At 68.7% G+C, this 26,570-nt stretch carries 24 protein-coding genes; 10 read left to right on the forward strand and 14 right to left on the reverse strand.

Annotated features, from left to right (window positions below; genetic code table 11):
* Positions 1–4: 4 nt before the first annotated feature.
* Complete coding sequence (locus ACH4VO_RS05450; protein ID WP_360987572.1) at positions 5–421, reverse strand: hypothetical protein; 417 nt, start codon at positions 419–421, stop codon at positions 5–7.
* Positions 422–895: 474 nt separating this feature from the next.
* Here ACH4VO_RS05450 and ACH4VO_RS05455 point away from each other — a divergent pair, with 474 nt between their 5' ends.
* A complete protein-coding gene (locus ACH4VO_RS05455; RefSeq protein ID WP_360987570.1) occupies positions 896–1,108 on the forward strand; it encodes a DUF4287 domain-containing protein in 213 nt (70 codons plus the stop codon).
* A gap of 95 nt (positions 1,109–1,203) precedes the next feature.
* Positions 1,204–2,085, forward strand: a complete 882-nt coding sequence (locus tag ACH4VO_RS05460; RefSeq protein ID WP_360987568.1) for a hypothetical protein — start codon at positions 1,204–1,206, stop codon at positions 2,083–2,085.
* 212 nt (positions 2,086–2,297) lie between these two features.
* Here the strand turns inward: ACH4VO_RS05460 and ACH4VO_RS05465 are convergent, their stop codons facing one another.
* On the reverse strand, positions 2,298–3,770 hold the full coding sequence (locus ACH4VO_RS05465; protein WP_360987566.1) for a hypothetical protein: 1,473 nt from the start codon (positions 3,768–3,770) through the stop codon (positions 2,298–2,300).
* 286 nt (positions 3,771–4,056) lie between these two features.
* On the opposite strand from ACH4VO_RS05465, the gene ACH4VO_RS05470 reads away from it, so the two are divergent.
* Complete coding sequence (locus ACH4VO_RS05470; RefSeq protein WP_360987564.1) at positions 4,057–4,548, forward strand: very short patch repair endonuclease; 492 nt, start codon at positions 4,057–4,059, stop codon at positions 4,546–4,548.
* A gap of 253 nt (positions 4,549–4,801) precedes the next feature.
* Here the strand turns inward: ACH4VO_RS05470 and ACH4VO_RS05475 are convergent, their stop codons facing one another.
* Both ACH4VO_RS05475 and ACH4VO_RS05480 read right to left on the reverse strand, forming a co-directional pair.
* Complete coding sequence (locus tag ACH4VO_RS05475; RefSeq protein ID WP_360987562.1) at positions 4,802–6,160, reverse strand: DNA (cytosine-5-)-methyltransferase; 1,359 nt, start codon at positions 6,158–6,160, stop codon at positions 4,802–4,804.
* Positions 6,161–6,398: 238 nt separating this feature from the next.
* A complete protein-coding gene (locus ACH4VO_RS05480; protein WP_360987560.1) occupies positions 6,399–7,088 on the reverse strand; it encodes a hypothetical protein in 690 nt (229 codons plus the stop codon).
* 121 nt (positions 7,089–7,209) lie between these two features.
* On the opposite strand from ACH4VO_RS05480, the gene ACH4VO_RS05485 reads away from it, so the two are divergent.
* From ACH4VO_RS05485 to ACH4VO_RS05495, 3 genes are read left to right on the forward strand one after another with little or no spacing between them, the layout of a single operon-like run.
* Positions 7,210–8,625, forward strand: a complete 1,416-nt coding sequence (locus ACH4VO_RS05485) for a ParB/RepB/Spo0J family partition protein (protein ID WP_360987558.1) — start codon at positions 7,210–7,212, stop codon at positions 8,623–8,625.
* Positions 8,622–10,445 carry a DEAD/DEAH box helicase gene (locus tag ACH4VO_RS05490; RefSeq protein WP_360987556.1) on the forward strand — a complete coding sequence of 608 codons (1,824 nt, stop codon included), beginning with the start codon at positions 8,622–8,624 and terminating at the stop codon, positions 10,443–10,445. The genes ACH4VO_RS05485 and ACH4VO_RS05490 overlap by 4 nt, the downstream gene beginning before the upstream one ends.
* The gene (locus ACH4VO_RS05495) at positions 10,429–11,283 is read left to right on the forward strand and encodes a DUF3883 domain-containing protein (protein WP_360987554.1); all 855 of its coding nucleotides are present in this window, start codon (positions 10,429–10,431) and stop codon (positions 11,281–11,283) included. The genes ACH4VO_RS05490 and ACH4VO_RS05495 overlap by 17 nt, the downstream gene beginning before the upstream one ends.
* Positions 11,284–11,336: 53 nt before the next feature.
* On the opposite strand, the gene ACH4VO_RS05500 is transcribed toward ACH4VO_RS05495, so the two are convergent.
* The 3 genes from ACH4VO_RS05500 to ACH4VO_RS05510 all read right to left on the reverse strand — a co-directional run bounded on the left by ACH4VO_RS05500 (position 11,337) and on the right by ACH4VO_RS05510 (position 14,690).
* Entirely contained in the window at positions 11,337–13,346 is a 2,010-nt protein-coding gene (locus tag ACH4VO_RS05500; protein ID WP_360987552.1) for a DUF262 domain-containing protein, read from the reverse strand.
* 286 nt (positions 13,347–13,632) lie between these two features.
* Positions 13,633–13,824 carry a DUF397 domain-containing protein gene (locus tag ACH4VO_RS05505; protein ID WP_360987550.1) on the reverse strand — a complete coding sequence of 64 codons (192 nt, stop codon included), beginning with the start codon at positions 13,822–13,824 and terminating at the stop codon, positions 13,633–13,635.
* On the reverse strand, positions 13,821–14,690 hold the full coding sequence (locus ACH4VO_RS05510; protein WP_360987548.1) for a helix-turn-helix transcriptional regulator: 870 nt from the start codon (positions 14,688–14,690) through the stop codon (positions 13,821–13,823). The genes ACH4VO_RS05505 and ACH4VO_RS05510 overlap by 4 nt, the downstream gene beginning before the upstream one ends.
* Before the next feature lie 155 nt (positions 14,691–14,845).
* Here ACH4VO_RS05510 and ACH4VO_RS05515 point away from each other — a divergent pair, with 155 nt between their 5' ends.
* On the forward strand, positions 14,846–15,298 hold the full coding sequence (locus ACH4VO_RS05515) for an ATP-binding protein (RefSeq protein WP_360987546.1): 453 nt from the start codon (positions 14,846–14,848) through the stop codon (positions 15,296–15,298).
* Between the two features lie 129 nt (positions 15,299–15,427).
* Here ACH4VO_RS05515 and ACH4VO_RS05520 read toward each other — a convergent pair whose 3' ends face one another.
* Positions 15,428–15,904 (reverse strand): hypothetical protein, encoded by a 477-nt coding sequence (locus ACH4VO_RS05520; RefSeq protein ID WP_360987544.1) that lies wholly within the window; start codon positions 15,902–15,904, stop codon positions 15,428–15,430.
* Positions 15,905–16,550: 646 nt separating this feature from the next.
* Between ACH4VO_RS05520 and ACH4VO_RS05525 the strand changes: the two genes are divergently transcribed.
* On the forward strand, positions 16,551–16,766 hold the full coding sequence (locus ACH4VO_RS05525) for a hypothetical protein (protein ID WP_360987542.1): 216 nt from the start codon (positions 16,551–16,553) through the stop codon (positions 16,764–16,766).
* Between the two features lie 127 nt (positions 16,767–16,893).
* Here ACH4VO_RS05525 and ACH4VO_RS05530 read toward each other — a convergent pair whose 3' ends face one another.
* Together ACH4VO_RS05530 and ACH4VO_RS05535 are read right to left on the reverse strand one after the other, a co-directional pair.
* Positions 16,894–17,451, reverse strand: coding sequence for a TetR family transcriptional regulator (locus ACH4VO_RS05530; protein ID WP_360987540.1), 558 nt, complete (start codon positions 17,449–17,451; stop codon positions 16,894–16,896).
* Positions 17,452–17,461: 10 nt separating this feature from the next.
* Positions 17,462–18,043: a sugar O-acetyltransferase gene (locus ACH4VO_RS05535; protein ID WP_360987538.1), complete on the reverse strand. Its 582-nt coding sequence runs from the start codon at positions 18,041–18,043 to the stop codon at positions 17,462–17,464.
* A 208-nt stretch (positions 18,044–18,251) separates the two neighbouring features.
* Here ACH4VO_RS05535 and ACH4VO_RS05540 point away from each other — a divergent pair, with 208 nt between their 5' ends.
* Positions 18,252–19,652, forward strand: coding sequence for a PP2C family protein-serine/threonine phosphatase (locus ACH4VO_RS05540; protein ID WP_398440869.1), 1,401 nt, complete (start codon positions 18,252–18,254; stop codon positions 19,650–19,652).
* Positions 19,653–19,786: 134 nt separating this feature from the next.
* On the opposite strand, the gene ACH4VO_RS05545 is transcribed toward ACH4VO_RS05540, so the two are convergent.
* From ACH4VO_RS05545 to ACH4VO_RS05555, 3 genes are all read right to left on the reverse strand, one after another.
* Positions 19,787–21,550, reverse strand: a complete 1,764-nt coding sequence (locus tag ACH4VO_RS05545) for a DUF2207 domain-containing protein (protein ID WP_360987534.1) — start codon at positions 21,548–21,550, stop codon at positions 19,787–19,789.
* Between the two features lie 191 nt (positions 21,551–21,741).
* Entirely contained in the window at positions 21,742–22,401 is a 660-nt protein-coding gene (locus tag ACH4VO_RS05550) for a lysophospholipid acyltransferase family protein (protein ID WP_360987532.1), read from the reverse strand.
* Between the two features lie 223 nt (positions 22,402–22,624).
* The gene (locus ACH4VO_RS05555) at positions 22,625–23,497 is read right to left on the reverse strand and encodes an AraC family transcriptional regulator (protein WP_360987530.1); all 873 of its coding nucleotides are present in this window, start codon (positions 23,495–23,497) and stop codon (positions 22,625–22,627) included.
* A gap of 230 nt (positions 23,498–23,727) precedes the next feature.
* Between ACH4VO_RS05555 and ACH4VO_RS05560 the strand changes: the two genes are divergently transcribed.
* Positions 23,728–25,404, forward strand: coding sequence for a cellulase family glycosylhydrolase (locus ACH4VO_RS05560; RefSeq protein WP_360987528.1), 1,677 nt, complete (start codon positions 23,728–23,730; stop codon positions 25,402–25,404).
* Positions 25,405–25,775: 371 nt separating this feature from the next.
* On the opposite strand, the gene ACH4VO_RS05565 is transcribed toward ACH4VO_RS05560, so the two are convergent.
* Positions 25,776–26,510 carry an NmrA family NAD(P)-binding protein gene (locus ACH4VO_RS05565; protein WP_360987526.1) on the reverse strand — a complete coding sequence of 245 codons (735 nt, stop codon included), beginning with the start codon at positions 26,508–26,510 and terminating at the stop codon, positions 25,776–25,778.
* Positions 26,511–26,570: the final 60 nt, after the last annotated feature.

Genomic DNA, 26,570 nt, shown 5'->3' on the forward strand with positions numbered 1-26,570 from the left:
GCGGCTAGACCTCCCCGGCCTCGTCGCCACCGTGCGCCGGGTTCCGTCCGCCGGCCACGGGGCCCGCGTCCGGGCCCCCGCCGGATCCGGAGTCACGGCTCAGGTCGGAACCCGGCCCCTCGGGCGGCCCGTCGAGAGTGGCGCGGGGCGCCTCCTCGGGGTCGGCGAACCGGCTCCGGTTGCGCAGCCAGGTCTCCACCGACCGCCACGCGTTCTCGGCGACGGACCGGGCTACCTCGACGGAGACGACCAGGATGATGTCCTGGATCAGCTCCCCGCTCATCGCCTCGGTCTGCTTGAGCGAGTTCCCGCGCCCGACCGTGAGCTCCCGCCGCTTCCGCGCCTCGTCGAGCGCGGGCGTGGTCCGAAGCCAGGCGTGGAGTGCTTCGAGATCGTCGCGGCGGGTGTGCGTACCGCTCACGCTGATCCGGAACTCGACCGTCCCTTCCCCCGGCTCCGACCCGGCCGCCCCTGCCCCTGCCCCATCAGGTACTGCCCCGTGCGTCATGTGCCTTGCCCCCATCGGCTACGTCGCCGCGTGATCGACCGCGTGATCCGCCCTGTGACGACCGGTCGGTCCCGGCGGGTGCCGGGCCTTCCAGCCGGATGATCCACTGGGTGACCTCCACCCGACCTCGGTGCGATCCGGCGAGCGACTCACTGAACGCACAAGTATTTCACGGGCGTTGACACCAGGTCACCCCTTTGTCACGCACCACCCCGGCAACGATTGGTTTTCGCCCGGCCCGCAGTCTTCCTTGGCGGAGGACGCAGGTAGGACATCGGCAGGACGCCAGGAGAGCCTGGCGGCCACCGCACGCTGCCGCAGGAGCGAACGCGGCGACCCCGAACGACAACAGACCACAGCAGACGACGACGGATGGGACACGACGACATGACCGATGCAGTGAAGGGCCCCGCGAGCTACTTCCCCTCGATCGAGAAGAGGTACGGCCGCCCGGTCCCGGAGTGGAAGGAGCTCATCCGCACCTCGCCCCTGACCAAGCACATGGAGCTCGTCTCCTGGCTGAAGACGGACTACGCCATGGGCCACGGCCACGCCAACGCCCTGGTCGCCCACACCCTCGCCGAGGACAGCGGCAGGTAGTCTCGCCCCCTCCGGTGGCCGTGCCATGTGTTCCACGCACGTCACAATGCCGCCACCCGGCACCATATCCGTGCGGCACAGGTCAGGATTGCTCCGTGGAAATCGCGGAACTGGTACTCAAGTACGTGGAAGCCCTGGTGTGGCCGCTGGTCACGGTGGCGTTGGTCTACGGACTCCGGGCCCATATCAAGGACGCGTTCGGACGGCTGACACGGCTGGAGACGCCCGCCGGGAGTCTGGAGTTCGCGGTGGAGGCCCGTGAACTCCGCGACGAGGCGGCCGAGTTGTCGGTGACCCTCACGCCCGGCGTGGTGACCGATCGGCATCGACCTCCGACCCACCCGTCGGGGTACCCGGTACCCGAGCCGGTACCTGTGGCGGATGCCGAGCCGGATACCGCACTGGACAGGGGTGTCCCCCCGCCACCCCCGCCGTGGCCCCTGGCGGACCTCGAATGGGAGGGGGTCCCGGCCGGGCCCCCGAGCCACGACCCGGCAGAGGAGCCGCAGGCACCGCGGTGGCGAGCCGCCCCGCCACCCCCGCCGCCAGGGGCGGCCAGCACGACGCCGAGACCCGGTGACGAGGTGACACGACAGCGTCACCGGCCGATCGGCAGCCACTTCACGGACGACCTGTTCACGGGACCTCTGGGTATGACCGGGGAATCCCCCGCCGAAGCCGTGATCACGGCGTGGTCCGCACTCGAACGGATCGCTGCGGATGTCCTGCTGCAGCACTCCCTCCCGGCCCAGCGCAGGGCCGCCGGCCCGTACGACATCCGGCAGCTGGTGACGGGCCTCAGGGCACTGGGCCTGTCCGACGATGCCGAAGTGGTGGTCGACCGCCTTCGCCGGTTGCGCGACACGGCGGTCCACCATCCGGAATCCGTATCGGCCGGTGCCGCCCAGGACTTCGTGATGGCCTGCCTGACACTCGCCCGGGACATCCAGGCCTTCCAGCTTCCGCGTCCCTACTGACGGGGCCGACCGATCGGCCCGGACATGCGACAGGGCCTTTTCCCGGCTCCGGAAGGGGCCCTCGCCGCAGGCCGGGTGCAGGTCCACATGGCGACCCCTCAAGGCGACGGCACCGGCCACGACGACGGCGGCGGCAGCAATGCCTCCGATGCGGTACGCGGAGAGAGCGCTGGGCGCCCTGAGCGGGTATGGGCACACCCCGGGCTGGCGCGCTACACCAGGGCCGGGCGCCTCCGCCGTCGTCGGAGCAGAACGGCTGCGACCCCGACAGCGCAGACGGCTCCCGCGGCAACGACCGCCCACAGGGCGGGGCTTCGGTAGGGCGGGGCCGGTGACGCATCGAGTGGGATGACGGCGGAGTCGTTGCCGGGTGTGCGGTCGTACGCGTTGAAGGTGCGGATGGTGCCGCGCGCACCGGGGGCCTGCCGGTCGATGCGGACGTGGAAGTCGATGACGGTCGTGCCCCCTTGGTGCAGCACCTCGAGGAAGCCGTCGCGCCCGATGCGGCAGACGAACGCCCCGCCGGGCTGCTCCGGCCGCTCGCACGCCCAGGTGCCGCCCGACTCCTCGAAGGCGTACGGGACGGAGGTGACGGTGGTGCCCTCGGGCGGGACCACCTCGAAGCCGCCCAGCGACTCGGAGGCCGGCCGGCCTGGCCCGTGGTCGCGCACCCCGAGCCGCACCTTCACCGTGTCGCCGACCCGGCCCCGGACGGTCGCGGTCACCGGCTCGTAGTCGGCCTGCACGGTGGTCTCGACGCCGACGTCGGTGCTGTCACCGACGAGCCCCCGGTCGGCGGTCCTGGTCAGAGTCAGCGGGACTCCCGTACCGCGCACGGTGAGTCCGTCGGGCCTGCGGCGGTCGGAGGACCAGCTGTAGAAGAGCCCGCCGGCCAGCTGCTCGGGCAGGCCGGCCGTGAAGCCGAACGGGGAACCGGTGCGGTACGCGGTGCCCGGCGCGGCCTTCGTGGAGAACACGCACCATGCCGAGGTGTATGTGGTGTCGAAGGAGCAGTTGCCGGGGCGGGACGTCAGTACGAGACCGTCCTGCGCGGTGAGGTGCAGGGCCACGCCCCGGTCCGCGGTGAAGCGGGTGTGGTTGGCGAACCTGGGGGTCAGCGACGCAGTCCGGCCCGGTTCCACGCCTTTCACGGTCTCCTCTTTCCGGGGCGAGTGGAGCGTGGGACCGCCCACGGTCATGCGGGTGGTGCCGGTGACCGGGGCCGCGTTGTCGGCGGTGGCGGTGTACGTCACCGTCCCGCTGTCCCCGGGTTCGACGCCGTCCACACCGCGGAGGGTGAACGGCGCGTCGGCCTCCCCGTCGCCGTTCTGCACGTCGCCGTAGTCACAGGTGAAGACCGGACCCCGGCCGGTGCAGTTCCCGTAGCCACCCTTGTCCGCCCGGGCGACCCCGGCCAGCCCGGACGCATCCACGACGACCTTCACGTTGCGGGCCGGTGCGCCTCCGCCACCGGGCCGCACGGAGACGGGCAGGGCGAAGTCGCTGTTCACGGCCCCGGCGCCCTCGTCGGCGTGGTACATCGAGAAGACCGCCGGGCCTCCGAGCCGCAGGACAACCTCGCGGGAGCCATCGGCGACCGCGGGTACCGATGGCGCGGCAAGAACGGCGGCGACACCGGCCGCCAGAGCGACCGCACGTCCGGCGGCCCGTATGCGTCGGAACATGCGGGCACTATGCCAGCGGGGGCGCGGGACTCCACGACCGGCCTCCATTCAGACCGGGGTGCCAGATCTTCACCGCTCAGGTTGCAGAATGCCGGCCTCCCTCAACTCTCTGCATCAGGAAGCGATGGAGTCAGATTGCGACCAACTGGGCAGCTCGTTCCCCTCTCAATTCGTCCCACTGAGTGACTGCGCCCGTCGTAGAGCTATGGCTCCGAAGCAGCAGCCCTCGCCAGCACTCGTGAGAACCGTGCCGACGAATGAGCGCGCTGCCGCTACGGTGTAAGTGATGAAGCCCTCCAGTGACTCCGCACCGATAACGCCGACGAGTCCCGGCCGCTCGCGCAACATGGCTGCAATCAAACGTCGGGACACCAAGCCTGAGCGCGCCATCCGGTCCTTGCTGCATGCTGCGGGGAAGCGATATCGCGTTGATGTACGCCTGCAACTAGAGAACGCATGCCCGAGGCCAGACATCGTTTTCACACGAGCACGAGTCGCCGTTTTCGTGGACGGATGTTTCTGGCATTGCTGCCCAGAGCATGGACGGCAGCCCGGTGTCAACGGTGGCTACTGGGGGCCAAAGCTGGAAGGCAACGTGTCCCGAGATCGAGCTGCCGACAAGGCCCTCAGAGTCGCCGGCTGGACGGTCGTTCGGGTATGGGAACACGAAGCCCCAGAGACCGCTGCGGAGCGGATCACCACTGCTCTCGATGCTGCTACCGCTAGCGCGAAGCAGCGATCCGCTTCCCCTCGTAGGGGAACCTCGCCGAGCTCATAATGGGCGAAGACAGTGGCACCTGAAGGAATCCGCTGGGGCGCAGAGAGTAATCCGCCCGGACCTTCACCCCCCACAGAGTCGAGACGCCGGACGAACTGTCACTGCGCATCCAGGCACTGGCCGACGCTTTACGCCGAGATGGATGGAAACCCTGCCTGGCGGTGATCCCCCCCAAGCCGACTGACCCAAAAGTGATCTGTCCGTTACTGGTTGCCACTGCCTGACAAAGCCCGCGCAAGCGCTGCGACTATGCTCAGCTGATCTTGGAGCGGTGCTGGCTGAAAAGGTCATGGCGCTGGTGGTCGTCTTGGCCGACGAACGCCTTGAACTCGCCGATGCTGTAGGCAACGACCCCGCTAGAACGCGTCACTGTAGTCATCTCAAAATCGTGCTTTAGATGATTGAGGTGCCGTTCCACCCCGGGTTGGTCCATGAAAGTCCCGCGTGCTTCAAGCTTGGCAATGATCTGCTCGACCGAAAGCGCCCGTGTACTGCTGCGCAGCAGCTTGTACACCGGGTCAGTGACGACGTCAGCAGCCTCGATAAGCTCCCGGGGCTCACCAACCTTGTTCAGCGCGTTTCTGATCGATACGCCGAGGGCCTTGGCGACAGGAGGTGGGAATGCGTTCCCGATCTGGCGGTACACGCTCGTTTTCCGACCGTGGAACCTCCAGCGGAAGTCGTTCTCGCCACTATCATTTACACCGTCCGGGTCCTGCCACCCCTGAACGCGGGCGACCATAGCCGTCGTCAGTTTCGGACGCGGCTTACCTTCGATGACAGGTGGCCCGGAAGGAGGAGGCGCATCGTTGGCCACGCCCATCGCGTCTACGCCCTTTTCCGCCCAAGCCCGCTTGGCGCGTGTGGGGCCCAGGTCAGCACCGCCGTGCTTCTTCGACCCGCCGACGATGGTGGGCGCGATGCCGTTGGCAGCATCAGCCCATTCCTGGGCGCCCTGCCAGCCGTTCGCCCCCATGAGATCAACCAGGAGTTCACCTACCGACTTTGCAGTTCCCGGCCGGCGCTCGGGCCACTCGAAGTAGGGGGCGAACTCCCTCTGGAGAGCAACCAGTACGAAGCGCGGGCGCAATTGGGACACACCAAAGTCATCTGCCTGGAGGAGTTGCCACTCCGCGATGTACCCGTGCTCTTTGAGCCGGTCGAGCACGTGCTGTCGGTACCCTGCGAAGCGGTTGGCACTCAGCCCGCGCACGTTCTCCAGAAGCAGCGCCTTCGGCTGCACCTTGCCGCACAACTCGATAGCCCAAGCGAACAGGTCCCGCTCATCACTTGTACCAAGCTGCTTCCCCGCGATACTGAAAGGGGGACAGGGAACTCCGCCAGCGAGGAGATCAAGGTTCGCCGCATCGATACCCGGGTTCCAGAGATTCGGGTCAGCAACATCGCCAACCTTTACCGATTCCTCCGCCTCGTCGCTGCTGTATCCGAGGAACTCCACAAGGTTGCGGCGCAGGGTCTCGGCGGCCTGGTGGTCGAGTTCGATGGCAAGACGGTGACGGAAACCTGCCCGCTCCAGCCCGAGGGTCTGGCCTCCCGCTCCCGCGCAGATCTCGACGACCTCAAGCAATTTTGCAGGCTCGATGGCCGACATAGCGGTCTCCTTCCAGGCACGCCGGACATTCCAGCGTGAACCGACGATGCCACTGCATCCGCCGTAGTGAACAGACAAACATCCAGCAGCTCAAACACCGCGGCAGCACCACAGCTACAGGCAACGCCGAAGCGATGACCTTTCGCTACTACTAGCCGGCAGGGGTGGCAGTTTACGCGGCGCGGCTGGCAGCGTCCGTGTCGGCACCCGGAGCCTCCCCGGAAGCACCCCGGCGTGCTCAGTCACCCAGCGCCGCCAAGACTTCCTCCTGAGCACTTCCGGGGAGGCGCCGATAAGCATTCCAAGCCCGCTCAAGCGGTGTCGAACCCCTACGCCCACGGTCCACCCACCGCGCCAGCCGACGCCGGTCCGCCGGGTCAAGGTTCTTGATATCGGTGATGACCTCGTCGGCACGCGCCGCCTGCCCGTCGTAACCCGCACGGCACCGCTTACACTCAGTTACGAGGAGTGTTTCCTCCCTCCCATCCGGCAGGACGGTGAGACGCCGGGTGACCGACAGCACTGCGGTTTGGTTCGAGTCATCGACGTACGGCTCCGCGCCGCCGATGCCGCAGACCGTGCACATGTAGTCATCACGAGCGAGCACGGCCTGTGCCTGCTTGGCGGTGACTGCTTTCTGTGGTGCGGCCGCCCTGCGGGCGGCCGGGTCCCACACCGAGACCCCCGCCCGTACGAAACGCTGGTCCTCAGCCATGAGTGTCGCGTCTTCGGCGTTCGTGTGGATAACCCAGTTGTAGGCCCGAAGATCGCGGAACCGTCGGTCGGCCTGGGCGACACCAGGGAACGCGTTGCGGAGCTGCTCCTTGGTGAAGGTGTTGCCTTCGCCGACCTCTTGGACGAGCCACAGCGCGCCCCTGATCATGGTTCCGCCCTTAAGCTCCGGGTCGTTCCAAGCGGGGAGGGTCACCTCTGCTCCGTTCTTCTGTGATCGCGGATGCCCAAGTCTGCTTGATCAGCAGCCTGGTTGCAGCAACTACTGTCATCATTCCTGAGAAGGAAGTGCGCCTGTCACCGAGGAGGTTCTGGCTGTGGCTGTGAAGTTTGGTGTCCCGCCCGAAGGCGAGCGGATCCGTACCATGGTTGAGGAGCGACTGAGACAGGCCATGGCCGACAACGGCGCCAAAATCACGGTGGATTGGCGCGGCGAGCAGAAGCACCTAAGCGTGATCTCCATGCCGGTGGACCTCCTCTACTTCAACCCCGACACCCACCGCATACGCGCGCAGCGCACGCTGGATCCCGCACAGAACCGGGTCCTGGAAGAGCAGCCGTGGAGTGAGGCTGCGCAGGACTACCTCGGCCACCTGCTGAGCCGCAGCCCGTCCAATCCGAATCAGACCGACCCGGACTTCACCGCCCTACAAGACGAACTGGATGATTTCGGGCAGAAGGAACCCGGTATCATCAGCCCCGATGGCATCCTTGTAGACGGGAATACCCGCTGCGCTGCTCTCCGCAAGCTGGGCATCAAGGACATTCGCGTGGGAGTGCTCCCCGCGGACACCTCCCGTCGCGACATCAACAGCGTGGAGCTGGCGCTCCAGCTGCGACGGGACAAGCGGCGCGAGTACTCCTACATCAACCGCCTGATCGCGATCGAGGAGGAACTAGCGAACGGGCGTCGAGAGGAAGACGTCGCACGGGACTTCAACATCAAGACGACCACGCTCCGCCAGGACCGTTGCGTCTACCAATTGGTCAACGAAGCCATTGACCGCAGCAAGGACCCCGCCAGCGGCGTCGGCCTGCGGCTGGTGGACTTCGAGGATCATCAGGAGAAGCTCCGTGAACTCCACCGCGACTACACCAAGCTCTCGAAGACGGACCCGGATGCGGCAGAGCAGCTGAGAGAGACCCGGCTCGCGATGGTTGTCCTGAATTACCCGAAGACCTCAGTCCGGCTCGCTGAGGCCGACTTCCATACCCGTTACCTCGACGAGCGGCTGCCAGACGCTCTGCGTCCTGCGGCGCAGGAATCCGCCTCGGTAGCGATCCCGGGCCTGCCGGGCGTCGCGATCCCGGACGCTACAAAAGTTGTGAAAACAACTCGTGCCCTCACGGACACTCTACTGAAAGCCAAGGCGGCTACCCTCGCCGGCGACAAACTCACGGCCGCCGAGGTAACACAAGCCGACTCCAAGATCAAATCAGCTCGCGCTACGTTCGACATTGCAGTAAAGATGGCAGGCCAAAACGCCCAGCTGCAGAAGCGGAAGATTGCGGTGCCGGAGCGCCTGACGGATGCCGCAGACTACGTGCACCAGTGTGCGGCAGAGTTCGCCGAGGCCAAGGCGAAGCGCGCCCTCGACGAAGACGCCTTCGACGACGCACTGCTCACTCTCCGTACGAGCCTCACACGCCTGGCCAAACAGGCGGCCCGTACGTTCAGTTCGCCGGGGGACGGCGTCGAGTGGCTGCTCAATGCCACCCGGGAAAGCCGATGACGGCTGTACCGAGTCTGGAGATCGGTTTCGGGGATGGCGTGACCAAAGCCCGGTTGCGGGCTGGCACCGGGCATGAGGACGACCTGCGCCGACTCGCCCTGCGCTTTCGCAGCGGTGTGCAGCGCTCCCCTGGGAGCATGGACGTCGACATCGATGACCTGCTCACGAACCTCGTGGCGCTGACAACGTGGCCTGCCCCGTCGAGCGTGTCATGGGACGGCCAACTAGCCGCCCTTGCGGCGGACTCCGCCGTAGACGCCCAGACCGTGGCCTCCCGCCTGAGCCCGGCATCCGCAAGCCCCGGCGAGGTACGAGAAGATGCGATTGACGGACTGCTCGGCCCCGCATGGGCAGCCAACCTCACCTCGTTTCAGCGCCGGGACATCGCCAAACTTCTTTCTTTGCGACACGGTGCCAACTTCTCTGTCCCGGGTGCCGGTAAGACGCGGGTCGGGCTCGCCGTGTTCCAGGCGCTACGCCACACCCAGGGAATCGAGCGACTGCTGATCGTGGGCCCCAAGTCGTGCTACGAGTCATGGCACTATGAGAATGCGCAATGCCTCGCTGAACCACTACGCATGGAAGTCCTGTCACGAAACGTCGATCCGTCCGCAGAAGCGCTCATCGTGAACTATGAACGCCTCAGCTCGTCGGTCGACGAGCTCGGCCAGTGGCTCACCGCGCGCCCTTCAATGATCCTCTTGGATGAGGCGCACCGGATGAAGCTCGGTGCTGAGGGGACGTATGGGGCTGCCTGCCTAGCCCTGGGGCCGAGGGCGCGCCACCGGTTGATCTTGACCGGCACTCCGGCACCGAACGGCGTGAAAGATATCGAGAACCTCTTCGGCTTCGTGTGGCCCGGGCACGGTCGACAGAGGGTGACTCAAGCAGTGGCAGGCGGCGACCTCGTAAGAGCGAGCCAAGTCCTGCGTCCGCTGTTCACTCGTACTACCAAGGGTGAACTGGGCCTACCGCCAGTAAAGACGACCCTCCGCTCGCTGCCAATGCCTCCGCTACATCAGGAGGTGTACGAAGCTCTCGTGGGGCGGTTCTCCGACCGCGCGGCTGGGGCCGAGGGCAACTTTCAAGCTCTCGGCAAGATCACCGTCTATATGCTGATGGCGGCCACCAGCCCGGCGCTGCTCGCCGTCGGCACAACACGGTACGAGCCACTGATGTACCAGGTTCCGCCTCTGACAGTTCCTGCGGGGAGCCCGCTCTTCGAACTCATGCAGGACCTTCCTAGTTACGAGATGTCACCGAAGTACCGCGAAGTCCTGGCCATCGTCGCGGAGAACGCGACTAGAGGCCGCAAGACCCTGGTGTGGTCAACTTTTATCCGCAGCCTGAACACGCTGGAGCGGATCCTCGGAGAATTCCATCCGGCGATGGTCCACGGGGGCACAGAGGACAGGGAAGCGGAGATCGAGCGCTTCCGAAGGGACCCGGACTGCATGGTGCTCCTTTCCAATCCCGCGACGCTCGGCGAAGGCATCAGTCTGCATCACAACTGCCATGACGCAGTTTATGTCGACCGGGATTTCGCAGCCGGCCGCTTCTTGCAGAGCCTCGATCGAATCCACCGTCTCGGTCTCGCACCCGAAACGGAGACTCGTATCACCGTGCTCGCTTCTGAGGGGAGCATCGACGAAGTCGTGGACCAGCGGCTGAGCGACAAACTGCTTTTCATGGGACGCATCCTCGACGACTCCGCCGTCCAAGAGCTCGCCGACCTCGACGAGGAGCCTGCCGTCGGCGGTGGCCTCGACCAAGGAGATCTCCAGGCGCTGATGGGCCACCTCCGTGCCCATTCCTCCTGACCCCATTCTGCGCGCCGCCGTGCGGTGGCTGGAACGGCTCCCGTCCTCCAGCGCTGCGCGGTGCCGAGCGCTGTTCACGACCCATGCCGACTTCAGCGACGTCACTCCCACCCAGTACGAAACGGCGTACTCGTGGCTCAGCGAGAACGGCCTGCTCGAGCACCTGCAGAGCAGCACCACAGTGAGGGAACGCGTCTTCCGCACTGCGATCGCTTCCAGCGGCGCGGTATGGCTCCCGGACGCGGATTTCCTCGTGCGTGGCCCGGACGAGTTGCCCGAGGACGCTCTGCGGACTGCGGAAACGCTGGGCATACCTGAGAGTGAGGCGTATGAGCAGGTCAGCGCAGTCTGGGGCAAGGTTGACATGGAAGCGCGAGCCCGCATCGGCAACGCTGGAGAGCTGGCCCTTGTCAATCTCATCGCCAAGGTCACTGATGCCCGGGTCGAGCATGTCGCCGCCCACGCCGACGGGTTCGGGTACGACATCGCCATACACTCCACGCAGCATCCGCTGCATATCGAGGCGAAAAGCACGGTGCGGCGCGGACGGACAGTCTTCTTCATCTCCCGGAATGAGTACAAGACTATGTGCCGCGACCCAACATGGCAGCTCGTGACGGTACAGCTCACCCAAGATCTCGACGCCGTCGCGGTCGCTTCGGTCGCTTCAGACTGGATCAGCGCCCAAGTGCCGCGAGACATAGGGGTGTTCGGGCGGTGGGAGACGTGCCGGCTCACCGTTCCGCCAGAGGCCCTGACACCAGGCATTCCGCGACTGGCCCCCTTGCTCAGCCCGGGGGTGGTCGAACCTCTATTGCCGGGCACACAAGACGGCTGAAGGTGGGAACACTCGGCATCGTCACCAGCGCTCCCACCTCGGCCAAAGTGTGTTTACGACCGCTGAACGCCGATGTCCGCCAGGAGGAAGTCCTCGGTCTCACCGACCCATGCCGCCGACTCCGCATCGGGGCAGTCGGCAGTTGGCAAGGCGTCCGAAAATGCGTCCTCCAACGCCGCCCTCCACTGGTTCGCGGTGCCACGGAGCTTGAAGGGGCCGACCTGAAGAGTCACACCGTCCTCGTCAACCTTCAGTGGGGCTGATTCGCCGGCCACAGTGACGTCGCTGTCGAGGCCACTGGCAGCCGCATCAAGGGCGGCGTCCAGCTCAGCGGTGTCGATTCGCCCGCCCCAATGCTGCGCTCCGCTCTGAGCCTCAGCAAGCAGAAGGGTGCGGCTACCAGCGGCATAACCCGTGAGCGTGAGGGACTTGTGGGGCCTTCCGGCTCGCAGGCCGTTGGCACCGCTCGCGTCGACGAAAGCAGGGCGGAAACGCTCAAGGAGGGCGGAAATGCGTTCCGCGAGAAGGGTTCGGCGGGCAATAAGAAATTCACGGAACCCGTCGGCTTCGAGGACCTGGGGGTCGGTCGGGACAGCATGAGCCGCCAGGTCGTACGGCTGCACATCCTTGATGTACGCGGCGGGAGAGCGATTGCCAATCATATTCTTCGCCGTCTGCTGCGAGACGAAAACAATATTCGCCAGTTCGTTGATCTCCGCAGACGAATACTTGTTTCGGTGGTTCCGCAACTGGGCAGCCGGGTGCAGAGTACTGTACTGCAGCTTGTCGGTACCTTCAGCGGTGATGGAGATCGGGCCGCCGGCCCACCAGTCCTCTGCGCCAGAGTGTGCGGCCGCCAGGTAGGAAAGCATGATGTATGGACTCTGGATGTTGCGCCCCGACAGATCGCGGGCGGTCACACTGAAGCCCTTCTCCTCCAGGCGCAGGTTGGCGAGGAGGGCGCGGACAGGCTCTTCGGAGTCGAGCGCATTCACGTCCTGTGTCAACGCGCTGTCGGTCGCCCCACCGTAGCGGTTACTTCCGCTCGCGGCCAGGAACCAATACAGCAGGCCCTTCTCGACTTCAGGGTCTACGGGAGCATTCGCAGGCAGCCGTCCGTAGAACACGATCAGTGGGTGCAGGGCCGTAACGGATGGAATGAGCGCAGTGGTCGGGACGAGTAGCTGCTCGCAGAGCAGTGGAACAACGCGCTCAAGTCCGCGGCGCACCCGTTCCCAGCCTTCAGCAACGGACTCCGGGCCGGCCGTCGTCAGTCTGGAGACCGACGAAGTGCGTTTGCCTGAAATCGACAAACTAAGCGTGATCGCCTTGATGAGGAAATTGGCATCGACAGCCCGGTAACCGCGCTGAGCCCACCGCGCCGATTCCTTCTCAAGGTCCCCAAGGAACCCGGGCGACCGAGCGGAGAGCGTGGCCATCGCTAGATCAGTTGTCTTGAGGGGGCGACCCCCGCTGTTGACCCGAACGAAGATCTGGGTGACTTCCTCATAGCTGAAGCCGTGAAGAACCTCCATGTGGAAGTCTCGCTGCGAGATCGACTCGAGCCTCTTCAGACGGCTTCCAATCTGAGCCCCATCAATGGACAACCCGGCCGAACGAAGCTGCATCTGCAAAGCGAACGAATCAGCATGAGGGCCCACAACGTCGTAGACCTTGACCCACTTCGGGCTCCGTAGCGTGGCGTTGCTCTGGTTCTGGAACGCCTCCGTCTCGATGTTGAAGACGATCTGCGCTGTTGGGTGGTCATTGAACACTCGGTACAGCGAAGTGAGTCGCTGCTGGCCGTCGAGGAGATACAGCGGCATCACACTCGGGAGGCCCTGCCCCGCTCCGATCGCCGCAGCCCTGGTCTCGGCCCCCTCGTCTGTCTTCCACAGCAGAAGCGTCCCGGCCGGATACCCGAGGTACATCGACTCCACGAGTTTCGCCACTTGCGACGCCCGCCATACGTAGCCTCGCTGAATCTCCGGGAGCATGATCTCTCCATCGGCTATCTGACCGATGAGTGATCTGATGTCCCGGTTCGTGCGTTCAACCGCCATACGCTGGTGCCCCTGCCCCTACCCCTGCTGATATCACCCAGGCCGCAACGGTCCCGGGCCAGCACAATCAAGACTGTCTTGATCGATACCGTAGACGAGGCAGGCGGGGTTCTGTCATGGGTTCAGGAAGTCGCTGGACGTCGAGGGGTTGTGCGCCGATCGGGGAAGTCTCTCGCGTGCTGCCGACATCTTTTCGCCACGAAGCGGGGCAATGGCCTTCAACGGGAGGCGAGGACGGGCGGGACATGACACGGGGCAGCGTGACAGCCGCTACGCCACCGGCCATTCACACGCGCGAGTCGGCAGCCAGCACTGTGAATGCAGACCATGCACAGGGCGAGACGGTCAGTGCGTGACCCTGCACATCCTTCGAGTCCCGGACCAGTACGGCCTCGGGGCGTACGGCGACCTCGACGCAGTTGTCGCCGCCACCGCCGCTGTAGCTGCTCTTGACCCAGACGAGTTCCACGGTGCTCATTGCCCTCCTCGCATCTGTCCCAGCAGGTTTGCCGTGGCCTGATGGCTCAGAGCCTGCGAGCGCATCTTGCCATAGCGCTGGAGCATGTGACTTGCGGCTTTCGGATCGCTGATGAGCATGCTAGTCCCGTGCCCTTCGACGTAACCGGCCCACCGGTGATCGGCGGTCTCCGCGAGGTACATCTCGCCTTCGAATCCGGCGTGGTCCTCCTGCACTAGAGGCATCACCTGGAGCTCCACGTTGCGGTATCGCCCTACGTGAAGCAGGTGGTCCAGCAGGGCGTTGGTCACCTGGGTGCCTCCCAAGCGCCGCTCGAGCAGTGCTTGTTCGATGATGAAGCTGAACGTGGTGTTCGGTCGGTCGACGAGGAGTTGCTGGCGGGCCAGCCTGGCCGCCACCTGACGTTCGGACTGCTCCTCGGTGAGCGGAGGCAGGTGACGCTCGAAGAGGGCCTGGATGTACGGCTCGGGCTGCAGCAGCCCAGGGATCACCCGGCACTCGTAGGCATAGAGCGAGGTGGTGTCCTCCTCGATCCCCGCCCACTGCAGGAACCACGACGCCAGCCCCACCTTCCGCGTCAGGCTCCTCGCCGCCGCCACCAGCACCCGGGCCGCCGTCGCGCCCAGCACCTCCTCCGAACGGTCCAGCAGGTCCCTCGGCGGGAACCGTTTGCCCTGCTCGATCTTCGCGATGTACGCCGCCGAGTACTGCACCAGCGGCGCGAACTGCTCCTGCGTCAGGCGAGCTTCGTCCCGCAGTGCCTTGAGTACCGCTCCGAACGTCTTGAGGCTGTCCGACAGCTCCGGCTCACCGCAGTGCCCCCCGCCCCCGGCCCCGCTCCCGCCATCGCCGTTGTCCGTAACCACTCGCAGCCACCTTCCCGTACCGGGCCCTCTCGGAGCCCACCCGGTCGATGGTTACGTACTGCGATCAACCCAGTCCAGTGCGTGAACCAGTACAAGCCGATCTGTATCGGCGCCGTGCCTGTCTCGGTGCCCGGGCCCCCGCGAGGCTGGGCCCCATGTCAGCCCCTCACACCCGAACCCCCGCCCCCACCCCCACTCCCGCAGGCCGGTTCGCCCAGCGCTTCTCCGCCACCCGGCGCGGTGCGCGTCTCGCGCGACTGCTCGCCGCGCTTCAGCTCGTCGAGTGGGGACACCCTCGCGGGACGGACGACCATGACGCGGTCACGGTAGTCGTCGCCGAGCTCGCCGCGAACGCCGTGCTGCACGGCCGCGTCCCCGGCCGGGACTTCGCCCTGCTCCTCACGTACGACGACGACCGGGGCGTCGTCCGTATCGAGGTGTCCGACACTCACCCGGCACGGCCCGTCCTCGTCGCGCCGGCCGCCGACGAGGACCACGGTCGCGGCCTGGTCCTCGTCGACGCGCTCGCCGTCCGCTGGGGCGTCGAGGACCGCGTCGGTCCGGGCAAGACCGTCTGGGCGGAGTGCGCACTGTCCACGGGACCCTGAACTCCCGCTCACGGAGGAGCCGTCGAGCGGAGCGGCCCCGCCGCCGTCCCGCGCTCCTGTGAGCAGCTGCCTCTGCACGCCGCCCGGGGGCGGGCGGCTGCAACGTGATCGACACCGCGTCCGGCCGTGTCACACAGAATGATCTGCCTGTGTCGACCGGCCGGCGTTTCGACGTCGATCGCTCGGGGCCGAGGAGGGGCTCCGCCGTCGGAAGTTCGCCCCCCGGCCGACCGGCGCGACTACGATCACCGCGTGGCCGACGGAATAGTAGGTGCGTTGACCGGTCTCTTCCGGGGACGTGGACGCGACGACGAGCTCGCTCGGATCGATGCGGAGATCACCGCCTTCGGAGAGTCGCTTGCACGGCATTCCTTCGTGCCGGGGCACCATTCGGGCGACGCGGGGCTTCTCGCCGACTACCAGCGAGCGCTGGACGCGTACGAGCAGGCCAAGCAGAACTTCGTCGGTGACCGCGACATCCGGGACGCGGCCGATGTGCTGCGGTCCCTTGACGAGGGACGCCACGCGCTGGCCTGCGTGGACGCCGCGACGGAAGGGCGTCCTCGCCCGGAACGCCGCCCCCTGTGCTTCTTCGATCCCCGGCACGGGCCCTCCACCGCGGAGGCCGACTGGGCGCCGCCCGAGGGAGCCGTCCGGACGATCGCCGTATGTGCGGCCGATGCCGTACGCCTCTCCGAGGGCGTACGACCGATCGCCACCGGGCTGTGGGAGCGGCAGCCCGGTCCGCACCCGCAGACCTCGCCGGAGCGGCGGCCGACCGCCACGCCCGCCCGGGAAGCCAGGACGCGGACACCGTCCCCTCGCGTGCCCGTTGCGGCTGAACAGCCCGCCCCCTCGCCAGGTCCGTCCGCTCTGTATGGGACCTGGCCTCCGGAAACGGGCGTCCAGCAGCGCCGGAAGGGCCATGGGTCCACGGGGGTCCAGCTCGTCCGCCCGGCCCGCCGCGAGCCCGCGCTGCTGGTGGTCCACCTCGACCGGGCCGAGGACTCCTGGGTCGAACTGAGCGACCCGCCGGGCGAGCGGGGAGTTCCCCGGAAGATCCTCACGCACGGCTCCGTGCTGACGCGGGCGATCGTTCCCGTGCCGCCCGACGGGCGGGACCGGGTGATCCTCCGGATGGCAACCAAGCACGGATGGCGGATCTGGCTGCATCCGTTGAACCGCGTTCCGGATCTGACGGAAGACGTGAGATCCACCGGAACCTACGTTTCTTCGGCACCCCGGTGGCCGGATGCCCCTGCGCGTCACCCAGAACGAGGGAGCCGCCTTCTCGCTGCGCGAACTCCGTCCGGACTTCACACCCGGGGACCTCCTGATCGACGGCGAGGGACCGTTCACGGCATCGGCCACCACGTCGAGACGGCCGGGTTTCCTGTACGTCCGGTCGGACGCTTCCTGGAGCATCGAACCGGCCGGTGGTGTGCACAAGGCGCCCACCACCTCGTGAGTCCGGGAGCCGTACCCCTAATTCCTCACTCCCCGGTCCTCACCCCCGGTCCTCGGTCCTCGTCGAGAGATGAGAGGTAAGAGGTGTGCCCGTGGGCCGCGGGGTCAGGTCCGCGCCCCACGGGCGGTCAAGGGGCCGGCCGGGCGGTGCCGGTGATACGGGTGACGGCCAGCAGGGTCAGGTCGCGGCCCTGGGGCGCGGTGTCCAGGGAGCGGTGCAGGGCCAGACCCTCGATCAGGGCGTCCAGCTGGCGTGCCGTGTCGGCGTCGAAGTGCTGCCGGAGCACATGACGGCTGCGGTGCATCCAGGTCTGGGTGAGCTCCCGGTACTCGGGGCGGCGCGCGGCGAGGGTGTAGAGCTCCTGGGTGATGACCAGATCACGCTGGGGGCCCTCGGAGAGCGTGTGGATGAGGTCGGTAACCGCTTCGCACGCCTGGGCCGGGGTGGTGGCGACGGCGAGGTGCTGCTCGAAGAGGTCCGCGAAGTGGGCGGCGAAGCCCGTGAAGGCCTCGTACAGCAGGTCGTCGATGCCGGCGAAGTGGTAGGTCATCGAGCCGAGGGGCACACCGGCCCGAGCGGCGATCTTGCGGTGGGAGACCCCGGCGACTCCCACGTCGGCGATGTGGTCGAGGGTGGCGGCGAGGATGCGTGCGCGCCGCTCGGGGTCGGGACGTCCGGTGGCCATCGCGCGCGGATCAGAGGTCGCGGACGGGCCGGGCGGGGTTGCCGACGGCGACGACGTTCGCGGGGATGTCCCTGGTGACGACCGCGCCGGCGCCGATGACGGAGTTGTCGCCGATCGTCACCCCGGGGCAGACGATCACTCCGCCACCGAGCCAGACGTTGTTCCCGATCGTGATCGGCAACGCCGCCTCCAGCTTGTCCCGGCGCGGCTCCGGCTCTACGGGGTGCGTGGGGGTGAGGAGTTGGACGTTGGGGCCGATCTGGCAGTCCTCGCCGACGGTGATCCGCGCGACGTCGAGCGCGGTCAGGTTGTAGTTGACAAACGTACGGGCTCCGATGGCGATGTTGCTCCCGTAGTCCACGTACAGCGGCGGGCGCACGTCGACGCCCGCACCGACGGAGTCGAGCATTTCCGCGAGGATCGGCCTGGCCGCGTCGGCGTCCTCGAGGTAGGCGGCCTGGTAGCGGGCGGCCAGCCGCATGGCGTTCCGCTGGCGCCGGGCGATCTCCGGGTCGTCGGCGATGTAGAGATCGCCTGCCAGCATGCGTTCCAGGTTGGTGCGCGGGTCGTCAGCGAAGTGATCCGTCGGCATGCGTACGATCGTACACCCGCATGCGTACGATCGTACGCCCACTCTCGCCGGCGCCCGCTCTCGGCGCTGCCTGCTGACCACGGCGCCCGCCCGCCCTCGACGCCGCCCGCCGGTCCCCTCACGCCGGAACGTCCGGCCGCGCGTGTTCCGCCCTGGCTCGGGCTACGCCTTCCGTACCGTTCCCCCCTGACGGATGATGATTGAGGTGATGTCGGAAATGACGGACAGCGAGCCTACCGGACCGAACGAACCGACCGGGGAGGCGGAGCCGAGGACGGGACCGGCCCCTGGACCGGCCACGCGGCCGACGCCTCGTCCGGCCGCGGGGCAGCGCCCGGACGAGCAGCTGAAGGACGTCGCCGACCACCTGGAGTCCCTGGCCAGGACGAAGGGCCGGCTCGAGGGACTCCTCGACGCGGTCCTGACCATCAGCAGCGAGCTGGACCTGCCCACGGTGCTGCGCCGCATCGTCACCACCGCCATGGAACTGATCGGCGCACGGTACGGCGCACTCGGAGTGCTGCACGCCTCGGGCGATCATCTGGAGCAGTTCATCACCGCGGGACTGGCGCAGGAGGAGCGCGAGGCGCTCGCCGGCATCGAGTTTCCGCACGGGCGCGGCGTTCTGGGGTTGCTGATCCATCACCCGGCGCCCCTGCGGGTCGACGACATCCCGGCCCACCCGGCGTCCGTCGGCTACCCCCCGGGCCATCCGGCGATGCGCACGCTCCTGGGCGTGGCGGTCAGCGTCCGCGGCGAGATCTACGGGGACCTGTATCTGTCGGAGCGGCACGACGGCCGGCCGTTCGACCGGGACGACGAGGACATCCTCCGGGCGCTCGCGGGCGCGGCGGGCCTGGCGATCGAGAACGCCCGCCTGTTCGGCCGGGTGCGCGACAGTGCCGAACAGTTCCAGCGGCTGCTGCTCCCGACCGTGCCGGATCTGACCCCGTTCACGGGGGCCACCGCCTACCGTCCCGCCGCCGAGCCGGCCGCCCTGGGCGGGGACTGGTACGACGCCGTCGTTCTGCCCGACCGCTCCTGCGCGGCCGTGATCGGGGACGTGGTGGGCCATGACCTGCACGCCGCCGCCGCGATGGCCCAGGCCCGCAACATGCTCCGGGCGCTGTTGTACGACCGGAAGACTCCACCGAGCCGGGTGCTGACCCAACTCGACCGCACCGTGCACGAGATCACCGATCTGCCGGTCACCACCGTCTGCCTGGCCCGCATCGAGCGGACGGTCGCCGGGTGGCAACTGCACTGGAGCAGCGCCGGTCATCCGCCTCCCCTGATCGTCACGCCGGAGGGCCGTACGCGGTACATGGAGGGGGAGCCCGGCCTTCCGCTCGGCGTCGACCCCGACGTCGAGCGCCCCGACCACACCTACCCGCTGCCGCCCGAGGCGACCGTGCTCCTCTTCACGGACGGACTCGTCGAGCACCCGCGCCGCTCCCTCGACGACCAACTCGCCGTACTCGCCGAACTGGCCGGGGCCCATGTGGGCCTGCCGTTGGACGAGTTCGTGAACACGCTGGCCGATCAGCATCCCAGCGACGGCCACGACGACATGGCGGTCATCGCCCTGCGCGTCCCCTCCGCCGGCTGAGACGGCGCCTGCGCGGCACGCCCGTCCGCGCTCCCGGCCCCGGGGCGGCGGTCCTCCCCCACCGCCCGGAACTCAGGACTCGGGAGCCGAGCGTCGGGACTGTCTGCCGCCCCGGCGCGGCGACGTCCTGACGCCTACCACGACCCCCCACCGCCCCCGCCGCTTCCGCCACCGACCGATCCGCTGCCGGACGAGTCCGAGGCGCCGGAAGAGGACGACGGCGCTGTGCTGGACGAGGCCGCAGCAGCGACGAGGGAGGCGGCGAGCCCGGAGGTGTGCCGGTGCCAGTGCCGGTACGCGTCGTGGTGTCCGGGGCGCCGTGAGGACGCTTCGGCCGCGGCCGACCAGCTGTCCGTCTCCCCCAGGCCCACGGCCCAACAGGAGTACAGCCGTACCTCCTCCTCCGTCAGGGCGGCGACGAGGGACATGTCGGGGCGAGCCAGGTACCGCCGGAAGGCTGCCACGCGCAGCCACAGGCGTGCGCCGTGCGGGGTGAGCGCCGACAACTCCCATGCGCGGACCGACAGGGCAAGGCCCGCGCCGGCAATGACAGCGCCGGTCACCGCCCAGAACATCCACGGCTGTCCGTGGTGCCCGCTCAGCACGGCGCCCGTGAGCGCCGTCCCGAGACCGATCACGCTCGCCGCGACACCTGCCCGGCGCACCACGCGGCTGCGGCGCCGTCCGGTCGGGTCGCTCAGGCCGCCGGCCGACTCCAGCCACTCCCGCAGGTCGGTGTCGAGGGCCCGCCAGGCCCGGGCGAAGTCGTAGTCGTAGCGGCCCAGAGTGACGGAGACGCGCGACCCGAAGATCGTGTTCAGTGTTCTCCGGGTCAGTGCGTCGGCTGTGCGGGACGCCTGCTCCTGGGACTCGTTCCGGGAAAGTGTCGGGACCTCCTGCTGAGAGACGGTGAGCCAGCCGCGCGTGTGCGCGTCCATCAGAAGGGCCACTTTGTGTGCGGGCAGGACACGCCCGGCCAGGAGAATTCCGGCCCGTGCGGGGTCGAGGTCCTCGGGCGGTGCGGGAGCCGGAGGCCGGGAGGCCGCGCGACGGCTCAGGTCCACCCGGCGGACGCGCCCGCCGCTCGTCGTGCCCAGCCCGGCTCCGTCGAACCCGTCCTCGTCGTACAGCGGACTGCGCCCGGCCCACCGGAGCAGCAGCGCCGTCAGCGCGACAGCGAGCAGAGCGGCGACCGTACCGAAGAGGCCTGGCAGCAGCGGGTGGGGCCGGTCCGCGGCGCGGAGGGCCGCGTGGGGAGGTACCGGCAGTTCGGGCCGGGACACGGCCAGGTCGCCGGCGGCGTACACGGTGGCGCCCTGTTCGGCCGGCAGCGACGCCAACTCGGCGGTCAGACGGCCCGGTTCGGCGGCGGTCACGGCGCAGGACGTGCGCGATCCGCCGACCCCGCGCACGCACCGGGCGCCGGTCAGGCCGAACGGCGCGACGACCTGGATGTGGATGTCGTCCAGCGGAACGGTCCAGCCCGTGCCCACCGCGTTCCAGGCAAGACGGTGGCCGGGGGCCACGCCGTCGAGGCGGTACTCGATGCGGTAACGGTGCACGCCGCTGACCGTCCGGCCGGGATCACCGATCCTGATGCGGGTCTCGTCGCTCGAGAGGTAACCCGTCTCGGCGGGGACGGGCCGGCCGTCGACCGTCGCCTCCACCTCAGCGGTTGGCGCGAGCCCGGGTACGTCCCGGTAGATGCCGTGCCTGTCACTCCCCGGACGCCGCCCGAAGTCGTAGTCGATCACCTCGGAGATCCGGGCGGTACCGTCCTCGGCGACCTCCGCGGCCACCCACAGGCGGGTCACCCGCTCGGTGTTGCCGGCGAAAGAACCGAGCGTCATGCCGCCGCCCAGCAGCAGGGCACCGACCAGCAGCCACACTGCGTTCACGCGCCGGCGGCGACCCGGATCCATGTGCCTCGTCAGCCTCATCCCGCCCCCAGATCTCATGACGCATCCAGCCGTGCCCGGGTGTACGCCTCTCGTGATGATGCCACCCGTGCACAGGCGCGGTCCGCGTCGTCGGCGGCTCCCGCAGCGAGCTGGTTTCCGCTTCCCGGCCTGAAGGTCGTCGTCGAGTGTCACGCCATCAGCGCTGCGGGCTCCCCGAGTTGGCGCGCCGCGATGCGCCAGGCGGCGGTGACGGCCCGGTGAGCGACCGCACTCGCGGGTACGACGTCGGGTGGCAGCAGCACCGGTGCGCCGACGTGCACGTGCAGCCGGGGGCGGCGGGCGGGGGCGGTGAGGAGTCCGGCGAACTGCTTGCCGCCGCTGCCGGAGGAGACCCGGCGGGCTCCGGCCTGGCCGACCGGGATCACCGGGGCTCCCGAGGCTGCGGCGAGACGTGCCGGGCCGCTCCGGAACGCCTCGGGGGCGGCTTCGGCGGCGTCCCTGCGGTCCGGGATGCGCCCCTCGCCGTAGATGAGCACGTGCCGGCCCGCGTCCAGCGCGGCCAACGCCCCGGTCAGGGCGTCGGCCGCGCGGGCCGTGCCCCGGTGGACGGGGATGTGGCCCCCGCGCTCCAGCAGGTGCCCCAGGAGGGGGACGCGCCACAGGCCCGCGGTGGCAAGCACGACGGGCTCGATGCCCATCCGGTGCAGGGCGGCCAGCACCACGCCGGGGTCCGCGAGGGAGGTGTGGTTGGCGACGAGGATGCCGGGGGTCCGAAGGCCGACCGGTTCGGCGGACGTCGTCAGACGGCCGAGCGACGGTACGACGGCGGCGGCTATGCGGCTGAGCACGGGTGCTCCTGCGGTTCGGCGACGGATCGGGGCGGCGCGGCGGCTGCGCATTCCCCATCGTCTGCCGGGACGTGGACCCGGTCCTGAGCCCCCGCACTCAGCTCCGGCGGCAACACGGCGCCCCCGTACTCAGCACCCCCGCCGCCCCAGGCCGAACAATCAGGTCATGGGGAGGCAGGGGACGCCGGAAGCGGACATGGCGCCCACGATTCGGTCCCGTACCTCACACCGAGCTGGGAAGGTCCTCCACGGGGATCCACAGCTGGGCGTCGGCCCGATCGGCCGTGTCCGAGAGGCGCACGCTCAGGATTTCCGGGCCCGGTCTGCTTCGGTACGGGTTCGAGGGGAACCACTGCGTGTACACGTCGCGCCAGAGGTTCTGGAGCTCCCGGGGGAACTCGCCGGCACTCCCGAATACGGCCCAGGTGCCCGCCGGGACGATGAGTACGTCCATGTCCTCGGGCGCCTCGGAGGTCGTCACCGCACCGTGGTAGTAGTCGAGTTCGGTGCCCTCCGCCCTACTCGGATCGAGCTGGTCGCTCACCCCGACGATCCCCGTCGGCTCCTGGTCGGACAGGGCTGCGATGCGCCCGAGCGCCTCCCGGCCGATCCCTCGGATGAATTCCGCGATCGCCGGGTTGGCACCCTCGTGGACGAGCGGGACCCTGGCCTTCCTGCCCACCACCCGGAACTCCTCCTTGGCGACGATCCTGTATCGCATGCTGCTACTCCCTTCGACGACAAGGCGGAAGGACATCCGGGGCTGGGCGTGCAGGACCGCTGCGGTCCGGCGGGCCTCCCCCGGGCCGACGCCGTGCATGGCACGGAACGCCCGCGCGAACGCCTCCCCGGAGCCGTAGCCGTAGCGCACCGCGACGTCCAGCAGGGTCCGCTCACCGGCGAGCACCTCGGCGCCCGCCACGGTCAGCCGCCTCCGGCGGATGTACTCCGACAACGGAATGCCTGCCAGCGCCGAGAAAAGCCGGCGCAGGTGGTACTCCGACGTCAGCGCTACGCGAGCGAGTTCGGCCGCCTCGATCGGTTCGCGGAGGTGCGCCTCGACGTACTCCATGGCCTGGTTCAACCGCTCCAGCACCCGGACCTCCTTCCCTTTCACCCATCACGCTAGGCAGGCACCACCCCGCCGGACCCGACATCCCGTGCCCGGCACTGTCGGGGGCGCCGACAGCTCCCGCGCACACGCATCCTCCGCGCCGACATCTTGACGTGGCCCTGCCCAAATGGGTTCATGGGAGCGCTCCCATATCGGAGCACTCCCTGTACTGCCGATGCTCGCTCCCTCGCGTCCACCCCTTGGAGTCCGCAGTGAGAACAGCAAGAAGTACGGCACGCACAAGCCCCGTCATCCTCCTCCTGCGAGGGCTCGCCGCCCTCCTCGGGCTGGTGGTCGCCGCTGCGCTCGGTCCGGCCACCGCGCAGGCCGCTGACCGGGCCGAGCGGGCGGACGCCCTCGCCACCGGCCTCCACATCAGCGACGGCCGCCTGGTCGAGGGCAACGGCAACGACTTCGTCATGCGCGGCGTCAACCACGCCCACACCTGGTATCCGGGCGAGACGCAGTCGCTCGCCGACATCAAGGCGACCGGCGCCAACACCGTCCGCGTCGTCCTGTCCGACGGCCACCGCTGGAGCAGGAACAGCCCGGCCGATGTCGCCGCCGTCATCGCGCAGTGCAAGGCCAACCGGCTGATCTGCGTCCTGGAGGTGCACGACACCACCGGCTACGGCGAGGACGCAGCGGCCGGCACGCTCGACCACGCGGCGGACTACTGGATCAGCCTCAAGGACGTCCTGTCCGGCCAGGAGGACTACGTCGTCGTCAACATCGGCAACGAGCCGTGGGGGAACACCGACCCGGCCGACTGGACCGCCCCCACGACCGCCGCGGTGAAGAAGCTGCGCGCCGCCGGCTTCCTCCACACGATCATGGTGGACGCGCCCAACTGGGGCCAGGACTGGCAGGGTGTCATGCGCGCCAACGCCCAAGCGGTGTACGACGCCGACAGCACCGGCAACCTCATCTTCTCGATCCACATGTACAGCGTCTACAACTCCGCCGAGAAGGTCACCGACTACCTCAACGCCTTCGTCGACGCCGGACTGCCGCTGCTGATCGGCGAGTTCGGGGGCCCCGCCGACCAGTACGGCGACCCGGACGAGGACACCATGATGGCCACCGCCGAGAAACTCCGCCTCGGCTACCTCGCCTGGTCCTGGAGCGGCAACACCGACCCGATCCTCGACCTGGTCGTCGACTTCGACCCCACCCGGCTCAGTGCCTGGGGAGAGCGGATCTTCCACGGCGCCAACGGCATCGCCCAGACCTCCGAGGAGGCCACCGTCTACGGCGGCGGCACGGGTGACACCCAGGCCCCGACCGCACCCGGCGCCCCCGCCGTCACCGCCGTGACGAGTTCCTCGGCCACCCTCACCTGGGCGGCGGCCACCGACGACGTCGGCGTCACGGGATACGACGTCGTCCGCGTGGACGGCTCCGAGACCACGGTCGCCGCGTCCACCACCACGTCCGCCACCGTGAGCGGCCTCACCGCCGGTACGGCGTACACCTTCGCCGTCTACGCCCGCGACGCGGCCGGCAACCGCTCGCCCCGCTCGGCGACGGTGAGTGCCACCACCGAACAGGGCGGCGGCACACCCGGCGCGGCCTGCTCCGTGCGCTACCGCGTCGTCGGCGAGTGGCCGGGCGGGTTCCAGGGCGAGATCACCCTGAGCAACACGGGTGCGTCGGCCATCAGCGGCTGGCAGCTCGGCTTCGCCTTCTCCGACGGCCAGACGATCAGCACCATGTGGGGCGGGGTCGCCACCCAGAGCGGCAGCTCGGTGAGTGTCGCCCCGGCCTCGTACACGTCCACCATCTCCGCCCACAGCGCGGTGACGATCGGCTTCACCGCCGTGAAGGGGGCCAGGAACACGGCGCCGACCGCGTTCACCCTCGGCGGCGCCACCTGCGCGACCGCCTGACGAAGGCCGCCCGGCGGGGACGTCGGGCGGTGCCGTCGGGCGGGGCGTCCGAGGGAACCGTCCCACAGGCCGACCTGCGCAGGTTTCCGGCGGGGACCGTTCAGCGGGGCATCCGACGAAGCCGTCCCGCGGGGCCGTCCGGCGGAACTGTCCAGCGGGGGACGCCGGGCGGCTGGGCCCACAGCCGCGTCCGGCGGAGCATCCGGCAAGGGCGTCCGGACCGGCTCGTGCCGGGCCGCGTCCCTGGCCCCGCGTCCCTGACCCCGCGTGCCGGGCCCCGCGTGCCGAGCCCGCGCACCAGGCCCCCGTCGGCACCGCCGTCGCACAGAGCGGCGGTGCCGGCGCGCGGACCGGTCGGCACGGCGGGTGGGTCAGGCCGCGAGCCAGTCGCGGTAGCGGGTGGGGGCGACGAACGCGTCTGCGCCCGCGATGATCGCGTCGCCCTCGACGGCCGCGAACATGCCCGCCTCCTCGTTCGTGGTGACGGTGCGTTCGTCCCCCCGGGCCTTCAGCGTGATCCTTCCCAGTTCGTCCAGCGGGAAGACGTCGGGGCCCGCGACCTCGCGCGTGCCCTGGAGCGGGGCGCCGACGGCGACCTCCGCGACGGCCCGGGCGACGTCGGCGGACGCCATGGGCTGCAGCGGCGTGGAGGGCAGCCGGACCGTGTCCTCGTCGGCGGTCCAGGACAGGACGGCGTCCACGAACTCGAAGAACTGGGTGGCCCGGACGATCGAGTACGGGATCGGCCCGGCCTTCAGGAGGTCCTCCTGCAGCACCTTCGCCCGGTAGTAGGCGAGTGCGGGGACCCGGTCGGCGCCGACGATGGACAGGATCACCGCATGGTCGACGCGCGCCTGTTCGGCGGCGTCCAGGAGGTTGTCCATCGTCCGGCGGAAAAAGTCGTGCGAAGCCTCGTCGAAGGTCGGCGAGTTGGTCAGGTTGACGACGGTTGCCGCCCCTTGCAGCGCCGGTGCGAGCCCCTGTCCGGTGAGGAGGTCCACCCCCGTGGACAGGGAGTGCGGCACCGCTTCGTGCCCGGCCGCGTGCAGGACGTCGACGACCTGCGAACCGATGAGTCCTGTTCCACCGATCACCGCGATCTTCATGCCGTACCTCCGCCGAAGGGGCGGGTGCGTCCGTCAGGCACCCCCGCCGGGCACTTTGCC

It is taken from the genome of Streptomyces sp. NPDC020780 (genome assembly GCF_044334475.1).
Lineage (GTDB): Bacteria > Actinomycetota > Actinomycetes > Streptomycetales > Streptomycetaceae > Streptomyces.

Coding starts and splice junctions, on each gene's coding strand:
- ACH4VO_RS05455 (WP_360987570.1), top strand. CDS start 896: ATGACCGATGCAGTGAAGGGCCCCGCGAGCTACTTCCCCTCGATCGAG.
- ACH4VO_RS05465 (WP_360987566.1), bottom strand. CDS start 3,770: ATGTTCCGACGCATACGGGCCGCCGGACGTGCGGTCGCTCTGGCGGCC.
- ACH4VO_RS05470 (WP_360987564.1), top strand. CDS start 4,057: ATGAAGCCCTCCAGTGACTCCGCACCGATAACGCCGACGAGTCCCGGC.
- ACH4VO_RS05475 (WP_360987562.1), bottom strand. CDS start 6,160: ATGTCGGCCATCGAGCCTGCAAAATTGCTTGAGGTCGTCGAGATCTGC.
- ACH4VO_RS05490 (WP_360987556.1), top strand. CDS start 8,622: ATGACGGCTGTACCGAGTCTGGAGATCGGTTTCGGGGATGGCGTGACC.
- ACH4VO_RS05500 (WP_360987552.1), bottom strand. CDS start 13,346: ATGGCGGTTGAACGCACGAACCGGGACATCAGATCACTCATCGGTCAG.
- ACH4VO_RS05505 (WP_360987550.1), bottom strand. CDS start 13,824: ATGAGCACCGTGGAACTCGTCTGGGTCAAGAGCAGCTACAGCGGCGGT.
- ACH4VO_RS05515 (WP_360987546.1), top strand. CDS start 14,846: ATGTCAGCCCCTCACACCCGAACCCCCGCCCCCACCCCCACTCCCGCA.
- ACH4VO_RS05525 (WP_360987542.1), top strand. CDS start 16,551: ATGCCCCTGCGCGTCACCCAGAACGAGGGAGCCGCCTTCTCGCTGCGC.
- ACH4VO_RS05530 (WP_360987540.1), bottom strand. CDS start 17,451: ATGGCCACCGGACGTCCCGACCCCGAGCGGCGCGCACGCATCCTCGCC.
- ACH4VO_RS05535 (WP_360987538.1), bottom strand. CDS start 18,043: ATGCCGACGGATCACTTCGCTGACGACCCGCGCACCAACCTGGAACGC.
- ACH4VO_RS05540 (WP_398440869.1), top strand. CDS start 18,252: ATGTCGGAAATGACGGACAGCGAGCCTACCGGACCGAACGAACCGACC.
- ACH4VO_RS05565 (WP_360987526.1), bottom strand. CDS start 26,510: ATGAAGATCGCGGTGATCGGTGGAACAGGACTCATCGGTTCGCAGGTC.